The 16,574-nt window shown below is 71.8% G+C and carries 15 protein-coding genes; 8 read left to right on the top strand and 7 right to left on the bottom strand.

Annotated elements, in window-relative coordinates; genetic code table 11:
- Positions 1–36: 36 nt before the first annotated feature.
- A complete protein-coding gene (locus AQJ54_RS09595) occupies positions 37–1,506 on the bottom strand; it encodes an MFS transporter (protein WP_062235960.1) in 1,470 nt (489 codons plus the stop codon).
- Positions 1,507–1,642: 136 nt separating this feature from the next.
- Between AQJ54_RS09595 and AQJ54_RS09590 the strand changes: the two genes are divergently transcribed.
- From AQJ54_RS09590 to AQJ54_RS09565, 6 genes are all read left to right on the top strand, one after another.
- A complete protein-coding gene (locus AQJ54_RS09590) occupies positions 1,643–3,376 on the top strand; it encodes an MFS transporter (RefSeq protein WP_062235957.1) in 1,734 nt (577 codons plus the stop codon).
- Between the two features lie 532 nt (positions 3,377–3,908).
- Positions 3,909–4,562, top strand: coding sequence for a class I SAM-dependent methyltransferase (locus AQJ54_RS09585; protein WP_062025161.1), 654 nt, complete (start codon positions 3,909–3,911; stop codon positions 4,560–4,562).
- Between the two features lie 22 nt (positions 4,563–4,584).
- A complete protein-coding gene (locus AQJ54_RS09580; RefSeq protein WP_062235954.1) occupies positions 4,585–5,493 on the top strand; it encodes an N-acetylmuramoyl-L-alanine amidase in 909 nt (302 codons plus the stop codon).
- A gap of 86 nt (positions 5,494–5,579) precedes the next feature.
- Positions 5,580–6,416, top strand: coding sequence for a DUF5336 domain-containing protein (locus tag AQJ54_RS09575; RefSeq protein WP_062235951.1), 837 nt, complete (start codon positions 5,580–5,582; stop codon positions 6,414–6,416).
- Positions 6,417–6,806: 390 nt separating this feature from the next.
- Positions 6,807–7,817: an LLM class F420-dependent oxidoreductase gene (locus tag AQJ54_RS09570; protein WP_062235949.1), complete on the top strand. Its 1,011-nt coding sequence runs from the start codon at positions 6,807–6,809 to the stop codon at positions 7,815–7,817.
- A gap of 40 nt (positions 7,818–7,857) precedes the next feature.
- A complete protein-coding gene (locus AQJ54_RS09565; protein WP_028810033.1) occupies positions 7,858–8,151 on the top strand; it encodes a hypothetical protein in 294 nt (97 codons plus the stop codon).
- 82 nt (positions 8,152–8,233) lie between these two features.
- Here AQJ54_RS09565 and AQJ54_RS09560 read toward each other — a convergent pair whose 3' ends face one another.
- The 3 genes from AQJ54_RS09560 to AQJ54_RS09550 are packed head-to-tail and all read right to left on the bottom strand — an operon-like array spanning position 8,234 to position 11,471.
- Positions 8,234–9,304 (bottom strand): prenyltransferase/squalene oxidase repeat-containing protein, encoded by a 1,071-nt coding sequence (locus AQJ54_RS09560; protein ID WP_062025168.1) that lies wholly within the window; start codon positions 9,302–9,304, stop codon positions 8,234–8,236.
- Complete coding sequence (locus AQJ54_RS09555) at positions 9,301–10,044, bottom strand: class I SAM-dependent methyltransferase (RefSeq protein ID WP_062025170.1); 744 nt, start codon at positions 10,042–10,044, stop codon at positions 9,301–9,303. The genes AQJ54_RS09560 and AQJ54_RS09555 overlap by 4 nt, the downstream gene beginning before the upstream one ends.
- Entirely contained in the window at positions 10,038–11,471 is a 1,434-nt protein-coding gene (locus AQJ54_RS09550) for a glycosyltransferase family 4 protein (RefSeq protein WP_062235946.1), read from the bottom strand. Before AQJ54_RS09550 ends, AQJ54_RS09555 begins: the two co-directional genes overlap by 7 nt.
- A gap of 227 nt (positions 11,472–11,698) precedes the next feature.
- Here AQJ54_RS09550 and AQJ54_RS09545 point away from each other — a divergent pair, with 227 nt between their 5' ends.
- Positions 11,699–12,334 (top strand): TetR family transcriptional regulator, encoded by a 636-nt coding sequence (locus AQJ54_RS09545; RefSeq protein ID WP_132836328.1) that lies wholly within the window; start codon positions 11,699–11,701, stop codon positions 12,332–12,334.
- A gap of 42 nt (positions 12,335–12,376) precedes the next feature.
- Here the strand turns inward: AQJ54_RS09545 and AQJ54_RS09540 are convergent, their stop codons facing one another.
- From AQJ54_RS09540 to AQJ54_RS09530, 3 genes are all read right to left on the bottom strand, one after another.
- Positions 12,377–13,240, bottom strand: coding sequence for a tetratricopeptide repeat protein (locus AQJ54_RS09540; RefSeq protein WP_062235940.1), 864 nt, complete (start codon positions 13,238–13,240; stop codon positions 12,377–12,379).
- Between the two features lie 142 nt (positions 13,241–13,382).
- Complete coding sequence (locus tag AQJ54_RS09535; protein ID WP_062235937.1) at positions 13,383–13,616, bottom strand: ferredoxin; 234 nt, start codon at positions 13,614–13,616, stop codon at positions 13,383–13,385.
- Between the two features lie 4 nt (positions 13,617–13,620).
- Positions 13,621–15,078: an aldehyde dehydrogenase gene (locus AQJ54_RS09530; RefSeq protein WP_062235935.1), complete on the bottom strand. Its 1,458-nt coding sequence runs from the start codon at positions 15,076–15,078 to the stop codon at positions 13,621–13,623.
- Between the two features lie 176 nt (positions 15,079–15,254).
- On the opposite strand from AQJ54_RS09530, the gene AQJ54_RS09525 reads away from it, so the two are divergent.
- Complete coding sequence (locus tag AQJ54_RS09525) at positions 15,255–16,301, top strand: Strvi_7410 family MBL fold metallo-hydrolase (protein WP_062235932.1); 1,047 nt, start codon at positions 15,255–15,257, stop codon at positions 16,299–16,301.
- Positions 16,302–16,574 lie beyond the last annotated feature (273 nt).

Genomic DNA, 16,574 nt, shown 5'->3' with positions numbered 1-16,574 from the left:
CACCGGACCGGCGTTCCCCCGTCACCGCCACCTCTGTCACCCGCCCGGCGTCCCCCGGTCACTGGCGCCTCCCTCACCCGCCGACACCCTCCTCGGCAACCACACCACCATCAGCACCACCGCCCCCGCCAGCACGACCGTCCCCGCCCGGAAGGCCAGCGCATACCCCTCCGTCAGGGCCACGCTCGAAATCTCGCCGCCCGTGCGCGCCGCCGCGACCGTCGACAGGACCGCCAGTCCCAGTGAGCCGCCCATCGTGCGGGAGGTGTTGATGAGGCCGGAGACCAGGCCCGCCTCCCCCGGCGCCGCCCCGGACGTGGCCAGGGAGGCGAGCGGGGTCGAGGCGAGGCCCGCGCCGAGCATCATCAGGATCCCGGGGATCATGATCGAGGTGACGTACCGGCCGTCCGCCGTCATCGTCGACTGCCAGGCGTAGCCGGTGAGCGCGACGACGGTCCCGAGGACCGCCACATGGCGCGCTCCGAGCCGGCGCATCAGACGGGGCGCGAGCTTGGAGCCGAGCACGATGGCCAGGGAGCTGGGCAGCATGGAGAGTCCGGCGTCCAGCGGCGAGTACCCGAGGACGTTCTGGGCGTACAGGGTGATGAAGTACCAGGTGCAGAACAGGGCGGAGCCGCTGAGGAACATCGCCGCGTTCGCCGACGCCACCGCCCGCACCCTGAGCAGTCCGAGGGGCATCAGCGGAGCCGCCGTACGGGACTCGACGAGGAGGAACGCGGCCACGAGCGCCGCTCCGACGGCCAGCGGCACCAGGGTGGCGGCGGCCGTCCAGCCCGAGGCCTCGGTCTGTGAGATGCCGTACGCCAGGACCGCCAGTCCCCCGGTGACCAGCAGGGCGCCGGGCAGGTCGAGGCGTCGGCCGTCGCCGGCGCGGCTCTCGGTCAGCCACAGCAGCGAGCCGAGCAGGACCACCGCGCCGACCGGCACGTTGATCAGCAGCACCCAGCGCCAGGACAGGGTGTCCACCAGGAGGCCGCCGAAGAAGCCGCCGGCCGCGCCGCCGCCCGCGCCCACGGCGGTCCAGGTGGCGATCGCGCGGGCCCGCGCGGGGCCCTCCGGGACGGCCGAGGTCACGATGGTGAGGGTCGCGGGCGCCAGCACCGCCGCGCCGAGACCCTGCGCCGCGCGGGCGAGCAGCAGCTGTCCACCGCCCTCGGCCAGGCCGCCGGCCAGCGAGGCCCCGGTGAACAGGCCGAGCCCGACCAGGAACATCCGCTTGCGCCCGTAGAGGTCACCGGCCCGGCCGCCGAGCAGCATGAACCCGGCGAAGGCGATGGAGTAGGCGTTCACGACCCACTGGAGTCCGGTGCCGCTCATGCCCAGGTCGGCGCGGATGGAGGGCAGCGCCACGTTGACGACGGACACGTCGAGCACGACCAGGAACTGGCCGGCGCAGGCCAGCGCCACGACCAGCCAGGCGGGGGGTGCGGGACGGGAGCGGCCGGACACATGAGCGACGTCAGGGGCTTCGAGCATGACGGTCATGCTCTCAACCGGGGCCCGCTTTCCCAAGAGAATATAAAGAAATCGTTAGTACGCCGAAGCATCGGAATAGTTGCCCATGCATACGTAGTTCATCCCACACGTAAGCCGATCTTCCAGGCCCGGAGGCCTCCCTCACATGACGCACACGCCGACAGACCAGCCCAACCGGAGAGCGTCCGGCGCTGTCGTCCCGGTGCTCGCCTTCGCGGGCATCGTGGTCGCGGTGATGCAGACCCTGCTCGTCCCGGTGATCAAGGACCTGCCGCAGCTGCTGAACACAGAGCCCAGCAACGCCACCTGGGTCCTGACGTCCACCCTGCTCTCGGGTGCCGTCGCCACCCCGATCATGGGCCGCCTCGGCGACCTGTACGGCAAGCGCCGCATGCTGATCCTCAGCCTCGCGGTGATGGTCGTCGGCGCGCTGGTCAGCGCCCTCACCAGCGACCTGCTCACGATGATCGCCGGCCGTACCCTCCAGGGCTTCGCCATGGGCGCGATCCCCCTCGGCATCGGGCTGATGCGCGACATGCTGCCCCGCGAGAAGCTCGGCTCGGCGATGGCGCTGATGAGCTCCTCCATCGGCGTCGGCGGCGGACTCGCGCTGCCGCTCGCGGCGCTGGTCGCCCAGCACGCCGACTGGCACGCCCTCTTCTACGGCGCGGCCGGCCTCGGCGCCCTCGCGATCGGCCTCACCCTCCTCGTCGTACCGGAGTCCCCGGCGCGCGCCGAAGGCACCTTCGACGTGCTGGGCGCGATCGGCCTCTCCACCGGCCTGGTCCTCTTCCTCCTGCCGATCACCAAGGGCAGCGACTGGGGCTGGACCTCCGGCACCACGCTCGGCCTGTTCGCCGCCTCCGCGGTCGTCCTCGTCCTGTGGGGCGTCATGGAGCTGCGGGTGAAGGCCCCCCTGGTCGACCTGCGCACCACGGCCCGCCCGGCGGTCCTCTTCACCAACCTGGCGTCGATCATGGTGGGTGTCTCCTTCTACGTCGTCTCGCTGGTCCTTCCGCAGCTGCTCCAGCTCCCGAAGGCCACGGGCTACGGCCTCGGCCAGTCGATGGTCGTCGCGGGTCTGCTGGTCGCCCCGCTGGGCCTGACGATGATGGTCACGGCGCCGGTGTACGCCCGGCTGTCCGCGAAGTACGGCCCCAAGTTCACCCTCATCCTCGGCATGCTGATCATCGCGATCGGCTACGGCGCGGGCCTCGGCCTCATGAGCGCGGCCTGGCAGAGCCTCGTGATCGCGGTCGTGCTCGGCGCCGGCATCGGTCTCGCGTACTCCTCGCTCCCCGCGCTGATCGTCGGGGCCGTCCCGGCGTCGGAGACGGGCGCGGCGAACGGCCTCAACACGCTGATGCGTTCCATCGGTACGTCCGTGTCGAGCGCCGTGATCGGGATGGTGCTGGCGAACACGGCGAACGACGTCGGGGGTGTCGCGATCCCGACGATGCACGGCTTCCGGGTGTCGTTCCTGATCGCGACGGGTGCGGTGGCGATCGGACTGCTGATGGCGGTGTTCCTGCCGAAGCCGAACCGGGCTCCGCAGCTGCGGGCCAGCAGCGAGGAGGAGGCGAACCTGGAGCACGCGGAGGAGGTCCTTCGGGGCTTCCGGGGCCGGGTCCTCGACGCCGCCGGCGCTCCGGTCGCGCGGGCCAAGGTCACGCTGATCGACCGGCGGGGACGGCAGGCGGGTTCCGCCGTCGCCGACGAGGACGGGGTGTACGCCCTCAGCGTGCCGGGCGGCGGTGCGTATGTGCTCGCCGCGCGAGCCGTGGGGCACGGTCCGCTCGCGTCGTCGGCGACGCACACCGGGGACGAGCGCGCGGTGAGCCTGGACCTGTCCCTGCCGGGCGAGACGGTCACGACCTGACCGACGCGCCCAACCGACCGCACCCCCGTTCCGCGCCTGGGACGGGGGTGCGGTGCGTCGGGAGGGGAGCGCCGGGGGCCGTAGGACCGCAGACGGTGACTGGAAGCCGGGCCGATCCGGTCGGGTCCGGTTCGACCGGGGTCGGGTCGGGTCCAGTGCGGTGGGGTCTGGTCCACCGGGGTCCGGTCGGGTCCAGTGCGGTGGGGTCTGGTCCAGTCGTCGCACCCTCGCAGAACGACCGGCACCCGCCCCCCCGTCTCTCCTCCGACGAGGCGTGCGGCAGCATGGGCGGTCGCAGGGGCTCCGGCACCTGCTGCCCGTACGACCGCCCCGCACGACCGACCCGCACGACCAAGGCCGGCGACCGATCCGCACGACCAACGCCGGCGCCCGATCCACCGACCCGACGCAACCGATCCGCGGACCCGCCGATCCGCAGACCCGCCGATCCACCGATCCGTACGACCGACTCGCACGAGCGCCCCGTAGACCCACCCCGTCCAACGGACCCCGCACCACCGAGAGGAACCCCATGCCCCCGGCCGCACCCAAGCCCGAGATCCTCGCCTCCTTCGAGGCCGCGAAGGGGTTCATGCCCCTGGGCGAAGGGCTGGCCCTGTACGAGGCCGCTCTGGAGGCCGGACGGCTCGGGCTGCCGCTTCTCGAAGTCGGCACGTACTGCGGCCGCTCGGCCATCCTGCTCGGGGACGCCGCCCGGGAGGCCGGGGTGGTCGCACTGACCGTCGACCACCACCGGGGCAGCGAGGAGCAGCAGCCGGGGTGGGAGTACCACGACCCGGAGACCGTCGACGCCGAGCTCGGGGTGATGGACACGCTGCCGGCCTTCCGGCGGACCCTGTACCGGGCCGGGCTGGAGGACCACGTGGTCGCGCTCGTCGGACGCTCCCCGCAGATCGCGCTCGTATGGAACACCCCCCTCGGGCTCGTCTTCGTCGACGGCGGCCACACCGACGAGCACGCGAACGCCGACTACGAGGGCTGGGCCCCCCACGTCGCCGAGGGCGGACTGCTCGTCATCCACGACGTGTTCCCGGAACCGGAGGACGAGTTCACCGGTCAGGCGCCGTACCGGATCTACCTCCGGGCCCTCGCCTCCGGCGCCTTCACGGAGGTCTCCGCGACCGACTCGCTACGGGTGTTGCGGAGGACGCGGGCAGGGATCTGAGCGTCGGGTTAGAGTCGCAGACGTGTCGTACGCAGGCCCTGAATTCGAGTCCCCGCAGCCGCGCCGCCCCCGCCGCCGGCCCCTGACCCTCGCCCTCGCCGTGCTGGTGCCGGGCGCCCTGCTCGGGTGGCTGCTGTACGAGGGGGTGGGCGGGGCGGCCGACTCAGGCGGCGGGACGACGGTCGCGGTGGGCAAGGTGACGAGCACCGCCCCGCCGACCACCTCCTCCACCACCGCCGACGACAGGAAGCCGCCCCTTCCGCTCAAGGGGAAGGTCGTCGTCATCGACCCGGGTCACAACCTCACCAACTTCCGGCACACAGCCGAGATCAACCGCAAGGTCGACATCGGTACGAACCGCAAGGAATGCGACACGACGGGGACGTCCACCAACTCCGGTTACGCGGAGGCCAAGTTCACGCTCGACGTGGCCCACCGGCTGCGCACGCTGCTGGAGAAGCAGGGCGCCACGGTGAAGTTGACGCAGGACGCCGACCGGCCCTACGGGCCCTGCGTGGACGAGCGGGCCCGGATCGGCAACAGGGCCAAGGCCGATGCGGTGGTGTCGATCCACGCGGACGGCGCGGGCGCGGGCCAGCGCGGCTACCACGTGATCATGCCGGGCCGCGTCCACAAGGGCATCGCCGACACCCGCCGTATCGTCGCCCCTTCCGCCACCCTCGGAAAGCGCATCGCGGCGGACTTCGGACGCGCGACGGGCACCAAGCCCGCCAACTACGTCGGCAACGGCACCGGCATGGTCACCCGCACCGATCTGGGCGGTCTCAATCTGTCGACGGTCCCCAAGGTCTTCATCGAATGCGGCAACATGCGCGACAGCAAGGACGCGGCGTTGCTCACCAGCGCGGCCTGGCGCCAGAAGGCCGCGCAAGGAATCTCTGAGGGAATCGTGAGTTTCCTGCACGGGTGACGATCCGCGCGCTGCACCCGTCGTACGCTCCGCCAGGGCGGACGATAGGGTCTACCGACGACGAGACGACCTACGAAGGACCTGAAGTGAATATCCGCTCCCTCACTCGAGGCGACGGCGTCGTGATCGGAGCAGCGGTATTGCTGTTCATCGCGTCGTTCCTCGACATCTACGCGGTCGACGGGGCTCCCGACGACGCCGAACTCCCCAACTCCTGGGAGAGTGGCCCGGTTCTGATGGGGGTCGTTCTCGCGGGCATCATCGGTGCCGGGCTCGTCGTCGCCTCGCGCGGCCTGCCGCAGGTCCCCAAGGTGGCGGGCCTCGATCTCGGCCAGTTCGGCGTCGCGTTCACCGTGTTCGCCGCCTGGACCGCGCTCGGGAACATCTTCGACCCGCTGGGCGGCACCGACAACGCCGGCTCCGGTTCGGGCAGTGGCGTCAGCGCCGGTATCGGTCTGATCCTCGCTCTCGTCGCGACCCTCGTCATGGCCGGGGCCGCCGTCGCCACGCCTCTCGTCCCCGCCCTCCAGGCCGGTCTGGTCCCGGCCCCCAAGCCGCCCCAGCCGCAGCCCTACGGCGCCCAGCCGCCCGGTGGTTACGGCTACCCGGGCGCGCAGCAGCAGGGGCAGGGCGGACAGCCGGGTCAGCCCTACGGCGGTCAGCCGCAGCCCGGTCAGCCCTTCGGCGCGCAGCCGCAGGCCTCGGCCCCGCAGCCGCCGGCCGCGGAGTTCTCGCCGTTCTGGTTCGCCGTGCCGGTGCCGCGTCCGCTGTTCGCGGAGGACGGTTCGCCGACGCCGATCGCCGAACTCGCGCCGGGCACCTGGTACTTGGCCGTGGAGCAGCGCGGTCCTGGTCTCATCGCCCAGACGCAGGACGGTCGCCGCGGAGTGCTCCAGGACACGAGCGGCATCCAGCGCGGCTGAGCCCTTCGAGGTCGTACGACGGCCCCTCGCTCTTTCCGGGCGGGGGGCCGTCGCCGTTCATACCCTTCGGGGTGGGGGCCGGTGGCCGTTCATGCCCTTCGGGACGGGGGCCGCTTGCCGTTCATGTCTTCCGGGCAGGGTCCGTCGCCGCGCGCGCCCTTCCGGACGGGGGTCCCGCCGCACACGCCCTTCCGGGCAGGGTCCGTCGCCGCGCGCGCCCTTCTGGGCGGGGAGCCCTCGCCACATGCCCTTCCGCTCGGGAGCCATCGCGCCCCGCGTTTAGAAGACCCCGCCCCCTCCGTTCGGGAGCCACCGCCCCTTCCGGGCCGAGGCCAGTTGCCGTACATTCGCGTTCGGTCCCCGAGATCTGACGTACCGTCAGGAGGCGTCGTGCGGCTCGGTCTTGCGCTCGGTTACTGGGGTCGCGGCCCCAACCCCGACCATGTGCCGCTGGCCCAGGAGGCCGAGCGGCTCGGCTACCGCTCGGTGTGGACGGCGGAGTCGTGGGGGTCGGACGTGTTCACCCCGCTCACCTGGATCGCGGCGCGGACGTCGACGATCGGGCTGGGTACGGCGGTTGCGCAGATGGCGGCCCGGTCGCCGACCACGACCGCCATGCACGCCCTCACCCTGGACCACCTCTCCGGCGGCCGGGTGATGCTGGGCCTCGGCCTGTCCGGCCCGCAGGTGGTGGAGGGGTGGTACGGGAGGCCGTTCCCGAAGTCGCCGCTGACCGCGACCCGGGAGTACGTCGAGGTCGTACGGCAGGTGCTGCGGCGGGAGGCGCCGGTCGCCTCGGAGGGGCGGTTCCATCCGCTGCCGTACCGGGGACCGGACGGGACGGGTCTCGGCAAGGCGCTGAAGCCGATCACCCATCCCCTCCGCTCCGACCTGCCGATCCTGCTCGGTGCCGAGGGGCCGAAGAACATCGCCCAGACGACCCGGATCGCGGACGGCTGGCTGCCGCTGTACTGGTCGCCGACCCGGCCCGAGGTGTACGAGGCCTCGCTCGCCGACGCCCCCGAGGGGTTCCTCGTCGCGCCCATGGCCCAGGTGCGGGTGTGCGACGACGTGGCCGAAGGGCTGCTGCCCGTCAAGACGATGCTCGGCTTCTACATCGGCGGGATGGGGCACGCGGCCCGCAACTTCCACGCCGACCTCATGGCCCGCATGGGGTACGAGGAGGAGGCCCGCAGGATCCAGCGGCTGTTCCTGGAGGGGCGGCGCGAGGAGGCGGTGCTCGCCGTGCCCGACGCGTTCGCCGACGAGATCTCGCTGGTCGGCCCGCGTGAACGGATCGCCGAGCGGCTGGAGTTGTGGCGCAAGGGGCCGGTGACGGACCTGCTGGCCCTGGCGCCGGACGCGCACACTCTGCGGGTGCTGGCGGAGCTCAACGAATGACGCCAGGTTTCGTTCGAGCAATCCCGGCCATTCGAACACCATGTCCACTCATACGCGCCGTGGTGCCAACTCCGCCGGGACGGTCATAGCGGTCGTCGCCGACATCATGGCCCTCATCCTGGGCCTGTGGATCCTCATGTACCTGCTGGACGCCAACCGCGGGAACGACTTCGTGCAGTTCATCCACGATGCCGCCCGCTGGCTCGCCGGCTGGTCCTACGACCTCTTCACCTTCGACGAGGCCTGGGCCCGAGTAGTCGCCGGCTACGGCCTGGCCGCGGTGGTCTACCTGTTCGTCGGCCACGCCATAGCCAATCGGGCCCACCGCCACTGAAACGCGCCCTCAGGGGCGCGGGGAACTGCGCGACAAGCCACGAACAACCCGCAGCCGCCGTCACACAGAACCCCGCGAGCTCTTAGGCGCAGCAGTCCGGATCCAACCCGCACGGCAACCTGTCGCCCCCGAACACCGCGCACGTGGCCTCATGCCCCCCGAGCGCGGCGACAGCCAACAGCAGCGAGCCCGCCGTCCACGTCGTGAGTTCGCGGGGCCAGATCGCCTGGTCCTCGAACACGTACCCCGTCCAGTACAACCCGCTCTCCGGGTCCCGGAGATGCTGGATGGACTGGAGGATGTCCAGCGCCCGGTCGGACTCGCCGGTCGCCCACAGGGCGAGGGCGAGTTCGGCCGACTCCCCGCCCGTCACCCACGGGTTGGGGACGACACACCGCACGCCGAGGCCGGGCACGACGAACCGCTCCCAGCCCTCCTCGATACGGGACTTGGCCTCCGTACCGGTCAACGCCCCGCCCAGGACCGGGTAGTACCAGTCCATGGAGTAGCGGTCCTTGTCGAGGAAGCGCTCGGGGTGGCGACGGATCGCGTGCCGCAGGGCGCCGAGGGCCAACTCCCAGTCCGGCTGCGTCTCTTCGCGCTGTTCGGCGATCGCGAGCGCGCACCGCAGCGCGTGGTGGATCGACGACGACCCGGTCAGCAGGCCGTCCGCGACCGCCGTACCGTCCTCGTCGCGCTTCCAGCCGATCTGCCCGCCCGGCTGCTGGAGCGCCAGCACGAACTCCGTCGCGGCGTACACCGCGGGCCACATCCGGTCCAGGAAGGTGTCGTCGCCGGTGGACAGGTAGTGGTGCCACACGCCTACGGCTATGTAGGCGACGAAGTTCGTCTCGCGCCCTCGGTCGGTGACCTCCGCGAAGTCGCCGTCCTGGTAGGCCGCGTACCAGGAACCGTCCTCGTTCTGGTGCCGGGCGAGCCACTCGTAGGCCCGCTCGGCGGCCTCGTGCTCGCCCGCCGCGTCCAGTGCCATCGCGGCCTCGGTGTGGTCCCACGGGTCGAGGTGGTGCCCGCGGAACCACGGGATCGCCCCGTCCTCGCGCTGCACGGCCAGGATCCCGGCGACGGTTCCGGCGGCCTGCTCGGCGGTCAACACCCCGGGCAGGACGAGGTGTTCGGTACGCGGAGTCGTCACCGCGCGTCCACGGAGGACACGGCGGGCAGGTGCGGCTTGGTGGCGTAGGCCACGAAGCTCTTGCCGATCAGGGGGTTGAGGGCCTGTTCGGCGACCCGCGTCGCCAGCGGCTTCTTCATGATGTCCCAGACCAGGAGCTTGTGGTACGCCTTCACCGGCAGCGCCTTGTCGTTGTCGACACCGAACGCGCACTTCAGCCACCAGTACGGGGAGTGCAGGGCGTGCGCGTGGTGGGTGCCGTACGGCTTCAGTCCGGCCTCGCGGATCTTCGCGAGCAGTTCGTCCGCCTTGTAGATGCGGATGTGGCCGCCCTCGACCTCGTGGTAGGCGTCGGACAGCGCCCAGCAGACCTTCTCGGGGCCGTAGCGCGGGACGGTGATCGCGATCCGGCCGCCGGGCTTGAGCACCCGGACCATCTCGGCGAGGACGCCCTTGTCGTCGGGGATGTGCTCCATGACCTCGGAGATGATCACGACGTCGAAGGACTCGTCGGGGAAGGGCAGGGCGAGCGCGTCGCCCTCCATCGCGGTGGCCGTGGCGCCCTCGGGGGCCTCGCCGGCCTCCTTCATCGCCGCGAACCACTTGGCGACCTCGCGGATCTCGTCGGCGTTCTGGTCCAGGGCCACGACCTGGGCGCCGCGCCGGTAGCACTCGAACGCGTGCCGGCCGGCCCCGCAGCCGAGGTCCAGGACGCGGTCGCCCGGCGCGAGCGGGAACCGGGAGAAGTCGACGGTCAGCACGTGGCCCTGCTTTCGGGATAGACACCGGTGTCGGAGGTGGAGGCGGCGGCGTTCTCGGGGTCGGCGCTGCTCGGGGTGGCGGGGGCGGTGGTGGAAGCCGCGGAACGAGCCGGGGTCGGGACCGCGGCGCGTCCCGCACCGGCGGCGATCGCGTCCCGGTAGCGGGTCACCGTGCCCTCGGCGGCGCGGGCCCAGGTGAAACGGGCGAGGACGCGCTCGCGCCCCGCCGCTCCGAGCCGGGCCCGCAGGTCCGGGTCGGCCAGCAGCCGGCCCAGCGCCACCGCCAGCGCGCCGGGGTCCCCCGGCGGTACCGCGAGGCACGTCTCGCCGTCGCGGCCGGCCACCTCGGGGATCGCGCCGCCCGTGGTCGCGACCAGCGGGGTGCCGGTCGCCATCGCCTCGGCGGCCGGGAGGGAGAAGCCCTCGTAGAGCGAGGGCACGCAGGCGACCTCCGCGGAGCGGACCAGGTCGACCAGTTCCGCGTCCGAGATGCCCTTGACGAAGTCGACGGCGCCTTCGAGGCCGTAGCGCTCGATGGCGACGGCGACCGGCCCCTCGGTGGGCCGCTTGCCGACGACCACCACATGCGCGCCGGGGTGTTCGGTGCGCACTTTCGCGAGCGCCTCGACGAGGAAGACCAGGCCCTTGAGGGGGACGTCCGCGCTGGAGGTCGTCACGATCCGGCCGGGCACGACCGGGACGGCCGGATCCGGCTTGAACAGGCTGGTGTCGGCGCCGATGTGGACGACGTGGATACGGTCGTCGCTGACGCCGAGGTGGTCGACGATCTCCTGGCGGGAGGTGCCGGAGACGGTGAGCACGGAGGGCAGCCGGCGGGCCACCCGCTTCTGCATCCGGGTGAAGGCGTACCAGCGGCGCTTGGAGAGCCGCTGCTGCCAGCCCTCGGCCGCGTCCAGCTCCAACTGCCGGTCCACGGTGATGGGGTGGTGGATGGTGGTCACCAGCGGCGCGCCGATGTCGCCCAACAGGCCGTAGCCGAGCGTCTGGTTGTCGTGGACGACGTCGAACTCACCAGTGCGGGCCCGGAGATGGCGTCGGGCCCGCAGGGAGAAGGTGAGCGGCTCGGGGAAGCCGCCGGTCCACATCGTGGCGACTTCCAGGGCGTCGATCCAGTCCCGGTACTCGTCGCGTTTCGGGGTGCGGAAGGGGTCCGGGGAGCGGTACAGGTCGAGGCTGGGCAGCTCCGTGAGCGGGACGCCCCCGTCGAGGACGGGGTACGGCTGGGAGCCGATCACCTCGACGTGGTGCCCGAGGCGGGCCAACTCGCGTGAGAGGTGCCGGGTGTAGACCCCCTGGCCCCCGCAGAACGGGTTCCCCTTATAGGTGAGGAGCGCGATACGGAGCGGTCGCTCGCCGTCGGCGGCCAGGTCCTCGGAAGACCCCGCCTGACTGGCCTCAGCGGTCACTCTGGGCCCCCTTCTGCCTGCACTGTCCCGCGAGATTACGACGAGACGGTAATCTAGAACAAGTTTCAGACTTGATCGTTCAGGAGGCTCTGAATCTACCGGCAGGTAGGAGTCCTGTGAGCGGTGGATCAGGTGATTCACGCCACGAACGCCGCGCCCGCTTCACGGCCCGGCACCCTGTCATGCTGAGTGATCACACGCCCTCACGGACTGTCACGGAACCCAAGGTGGACAAGGTGGCCAAGCCGCCCAGAGTCGAAGCCAGTACCGCGCGACCCGACGCGCCGCCGCTGACCGAGCGGCAGGAGGCGCGGCGCCGCCGCATCCTGCACGCGAGCGCGCAGTTGGCGAGCCGGGGCGGGTTCGACGCGGTGCAGATGCGGGAGGTCGCGGAGTCCTCGCAGGTCGCGCTCGGCACCCTCTACCGGTACTTCCCCTCCAAGATCCATCTGCTGGTCGCCACCATGCAGGACCAGCTGGAACACATGCACGGCACGCTCCGCAAGAAGCCGCCGCAGGGCGAGACGGCGGCCGAGCGGGTCGCGGAGACGCTGATGCGGGCCTTCCGCGCCCTCCAGCGCGAGCCGCATCTGGCGGACGCGATGGTCAGGGCGCTGACCTTCGCGGACCGCAGCGTGAGCCCGGAGGTCGACCAGGTCTCCCACCAGACCACGCTGATCATCCTGGACGCGGTGGGCCTCCAGGACCCGACCCCCGAGCAGCTCTCCGCGGTCCGCGTGATCGAGCACACCTGGCACTCGGCACTGATCACCTGGCTGTCGGGCCGCGCCTCCATCGCCCAGGTGAAGATCGACATCGAAACGGTCTGCCGCCTGATCGACCTGACGGAGCCGCGGGGGTAGGCCGTTGGGCGGCGAGCCCCTTCGCCGCCCGCCCCTGACCGCCTAGCCGACCGTCGCGAGTCCGCTCCAGCTTCGCCCGAACGCCGACTCCCCCGCCCAGCGCTCCAGGAGCCGCCTGGCCTCCTCCTCGGGGGCGGCGAGGGAGACCTGCTGGGCGCCGGCGTCGGCGGTGCGCTGCTGCTCGTGGGTGCCTTCGCTGCAACAGGCGCACAGCATGCGGACGCCGCTCGCGGGCTCGGCGCCGAAGCCGTGGTCGGTGAAGAGGGCGACAAGTGCCTCCAGGTCGGCCGCCTCGCCCGCGGCCACGGTGACCTCCAGGGTGGGCAGCGGGGAGGCCTCGAAGAGCAACAGCTCGTCGAAGACGGGGTAGTTCGAGCCCTCGACCACCCGCTCACCCTTGGGCTCGCCGTCGTGCACGACGATCTCGCCGTAGCGCCGGCCGCCCGTCACGGGCACGTTGACGACCCGGCCGCGCGTCGGGCACAGCCGCTCGATCCAGACGACCTCGCGCTCACCGCCGGTGTCGAGGCGGACGCAGGCGTGCCCGAAGCGGCCGTCGATCTGCCCCTCCCCGTCCGGGAGTTGGATGCCGAAGCCGGACCAGGCGTCACGGGCGGTCGCCCAGTCCCGCTGGATCGTGGCCGCGATGCCGAGGTTCCAGTACGCCGGGTCGCCCTCGCCGCGGGGGCTGCGGGCGGCCGCCTCGCGGCCCAGCTCGTACGCCTTGGCCCAGTTCCGCAGGAACTTGTGGGCGAGCGCGGCGTCGTACCACCACACCGCGCTCACCTCGAGGTCCGGGAAGTGCGCGAGCACCCGCTCGTACAACTCGGCGGCCCGCAGCCACTCCTCGGCGTCCCAGGCCGCACGCGCCTGCTCGATCAACTTCTTGGCCTCGGACTTCGTCATGTGTTCCACCCCTGCTGTACGACAACCGCAGGAGCGTACGCGGACATGCCCGGGGCGCGGACACCGGACCGGCACCCGCATCCCCACCGGCACCCGCACCCGCACCGACACGAGCACCCGCGACCGCCCCCGTCCCGACCCCCTACTCCTCCGGCGGGAACACCGGCTCCCCACTGCCCAGCAGGGTGATCATGATCGCCTCGACCGGGCAGTTCTCGGCGGCGGCCAGGATCCGTTCGTGGGCGTCGGTCTCCGGGGCGGTGGGGTGGGACTGGCGGGCGGTGTCGAGGTGGAAGCCGTCCGGGGCGGTGTGGACGCACTGGGCCGAGCCGATGCACAGGGAGCGGTCGACCTCGACGTGCCAGCGGTCCCCCATCGCCTCAGCCCTCCCAGCCGGCCGGCAGGTGGATCATCTTGTGCTCCAGGTACTCGCCGAAGCCCTCCGGCCCGAACTCCCGCCCCAGACCGGAGGACTTGTAGCCGCCGAAGGGGCCGAGCATGTCGAGGCTGAAGGTGTTGACGTTGTACGTGCCGGTGCGCACCTGCTTCGCGACCTCGATGCCGTGCGCGACGTCGGCCGTCCACACGCTGCCGGAGAGGCCGTAGTCGGAGTCGTTGGCGATCTTCACCGCCTCGGACTCGTCGCCGTACGGCAGCAGGCAGATCACCGGGCCGAAGATCTCCTCCCGTGCGATCCGCATCGAGTTGTCGACGTCCCCGAAGAGGGTCGGCTCGACGTACCAGCCGCGGTCCAGGCCCGCCGGACGGCCGCCCCCGGTGAGGATCTTCGCCCCCTCCTCCTGGCCGATCCTGATGTAGTCGAGGTTGCGGCGCTGCTGGCGTTCGGCCACCAGCGGGCCGACCTGGGTGGCCGGGTCGAGCGGGTCGCCGACGACCAGTGAACTCGCCGCCGCGGCAAGGGCCTCGGCGAACTCGTCGTACCGGGAGCGGGGCAGCAGGATGCGGGTCTGGGCCACGCAGGCCTGGCCGTTGTTCATCCAGGCGGAGGGGACGATCCCGGCCACGGCGGCTTCCACGTCCGCGTCCGGGAGGACGACCGCCGCCGACTTGCCGCCCAACTCCAGTGTCACGCGGGTGAGGTTGCGGGCGGCGACCTCCATCACGCGCTTGCCCGCGCCCACCGAACCGGTGAAGGAGACCTTGTCGATCCCGGGGTGTCCGACCAGGTACTCGCTGACCTCGCGGTCGGCCGGGAGGATGGACAGGACGCCTTCCGGCAGCCCCGCCTCCTTGGTGATCTCGGCCAGGATGTACGCGTCCAGCGGCGACTCGGGCGACGGCTTGAGCACCACCGTGCAGCCGGCGAGCAGCGCGGGCGCGAGCTTGGCGGCGGCGACGAACTGCGGGACGTTCCAAGGGACTACGGCCGCCACGACCCCGACCGGCTCGCGGCGCACGAGGAGGCGGCCGAGGACGCCGTCGCGCTGCTCCTCGAAGGTGAAGTTCCGGGCGACCGTGATCGCCGAGTCCCAGACCATCATCGCGCCGAGGGCCTGCGCGAGGACGCTCCAGGAGTACGGGGAGCCGTTCTCGGAGGAGATCACGCGGGCGATCTCCTCGTGCCGTACCGCGATGGCGTCCTTGATGCGGCTGACGACCTCGATGCGCTCGTCGAGGGAGAGCCGCGGCCAGGGTCCCTCGTCGAAGGCGGTGCGGGCGGCGGCGACGGCCGCGTCCACGTCCGCGCGGGAGGCGTGCGGGACCCGTCCGATGACCTCCTGGGTGTGCGGGGAGATCACCTCGATGACGTCCTCGCCCAGGGGGTCGGTCAACTCCCCGCCGATGAACAGCTGTCCGTGTTCCACGAGCTCGGCCATGGCGAACGCCTCCCAGGGGCGGCTTGCTGACGATCCATCAGATACCCCGATACGGAACTGATACCAGTTCCACTCGGAGGAGTCCACGGGCCGCACAGCGCGCACATTGGTGACCTCGGGCTACCGTCGAAACCCGTTCTAGTTATAGTGGCGGGAACGCGGTGATTGGGGAACTCATGGCGCAGGTGTACGACCATGGCGGCGGGGTGTACGACCATGGCGGCGGCGTCCGGTCCGTCCAGGTGCCCATCCCCGACAACCCCCTCGGCCACACGCTCGTGTACGTCGTCGAGACCGACCGGGGTCCGGTGCTGGTCGACACCGGGTGGGACGACCCGGACTCCTGGGACACCCTCGCCGCGGGACTGACCGCGTGCGGAACCGGCGTCGGCGAGATCCACGGCGTGGTCATCACCCACCACCACCCCGACCACCACGGCCTGTCCGGCAGGGTCCGGGAGGCTTCCGGCGCCTGGATCGCGATGCACGCGGCGGACTCCGCGATCGTGCGGCGCACCCGGGAGACACGGGCTGAACGCTGGTTCACCTATATGACGGCCAAGTTGGAGGCGGCGGGCGCCCCCGAGGAGCACGTGGCGCCGCTGCGCACCGCACGCCGTCGCCAACTCCCGGGCTTCTCGCCCGCGTTGCCCGACCGCGAGATCGTCCCCGGCGAGCTCCTCGACCTCCCCGGCCGCAGACTCCGCGCGATCTGGACCCCGGGGCACACCCCCGGCCATGTCTGCCTGCACCTGGAGGAGGAGCACCCCGCCCAACTCCCCGGCCACGGGCGGCTGTTCTCCGGCGACCACCTGCTCCCCGAGATCACCCCGCACATCGGCCTGTACGAGGACCCGGACGACGCCACGGTCACCGACCCGCTCGGCGACTACCTCGACTCCCTGGAGCGGATCGGCCGGCTCTCGCCCGCCGAGGTCCTCCCGGCCCACCAGCACGTCTTCACCGACGCGAGCGCCCGGGTGGAGGAGCTGCTCGCGCACCACGAGGAACGCCTCACCGACCTGCGCTCCCTCCTCGCCGAGCCCCTCACCCCCTGGCAGCTCGCCGAGCGCATGGAGTGGAACCGGCCCTGGGACCAGATCCCCTACGGCTCCCGCAACATCGCGGTCTCGGAGGCCGAGGCGCATCTGCGGCGGCTGGTGAAGCTGGGGCGCGCGGAAGCGGTGCCGGGGAGCGAGCCGGTGACGTACGTGGCGGTCTGAGACGCGGCCCACAGCCGTCGGCCACCGCACAGGGGGCTCTCAGGCGGTTCCCTACGGGCGAGTACAGTAGCCAGGTCGTATCACACCCGTACGGGGGGAAGCCGGTGCAATTCCGGCGCTGACCCGCAACCGTGAAGTCGCCTTCCGCGGCAAGCCGGACTGCCCCGTACGGTTCGTGACCGGCTCGCGCGCACCGGCAACCCGTCGGCGCGCGGCACCGTCGAGGTACACGGAGCCGAGCCGCCCGGGGGTTCTCCCGTGCTGCCCGGCTCC

Source organism: Streptomyces griseorubiginosus (genome assembly GCF_001514195.1).
GTDB classification, from domain to species: Bacteria; Actinomycetota; Actinomycetes; order Streptomycetales; family Streptomycetaceae; genus Streptomyces; species Streptomyces griseorubiginosus.
Note: the sequence above shows the minus strand (reverse complement) of the source record. Positions and strands in the feature narration are given on the sequence as shown.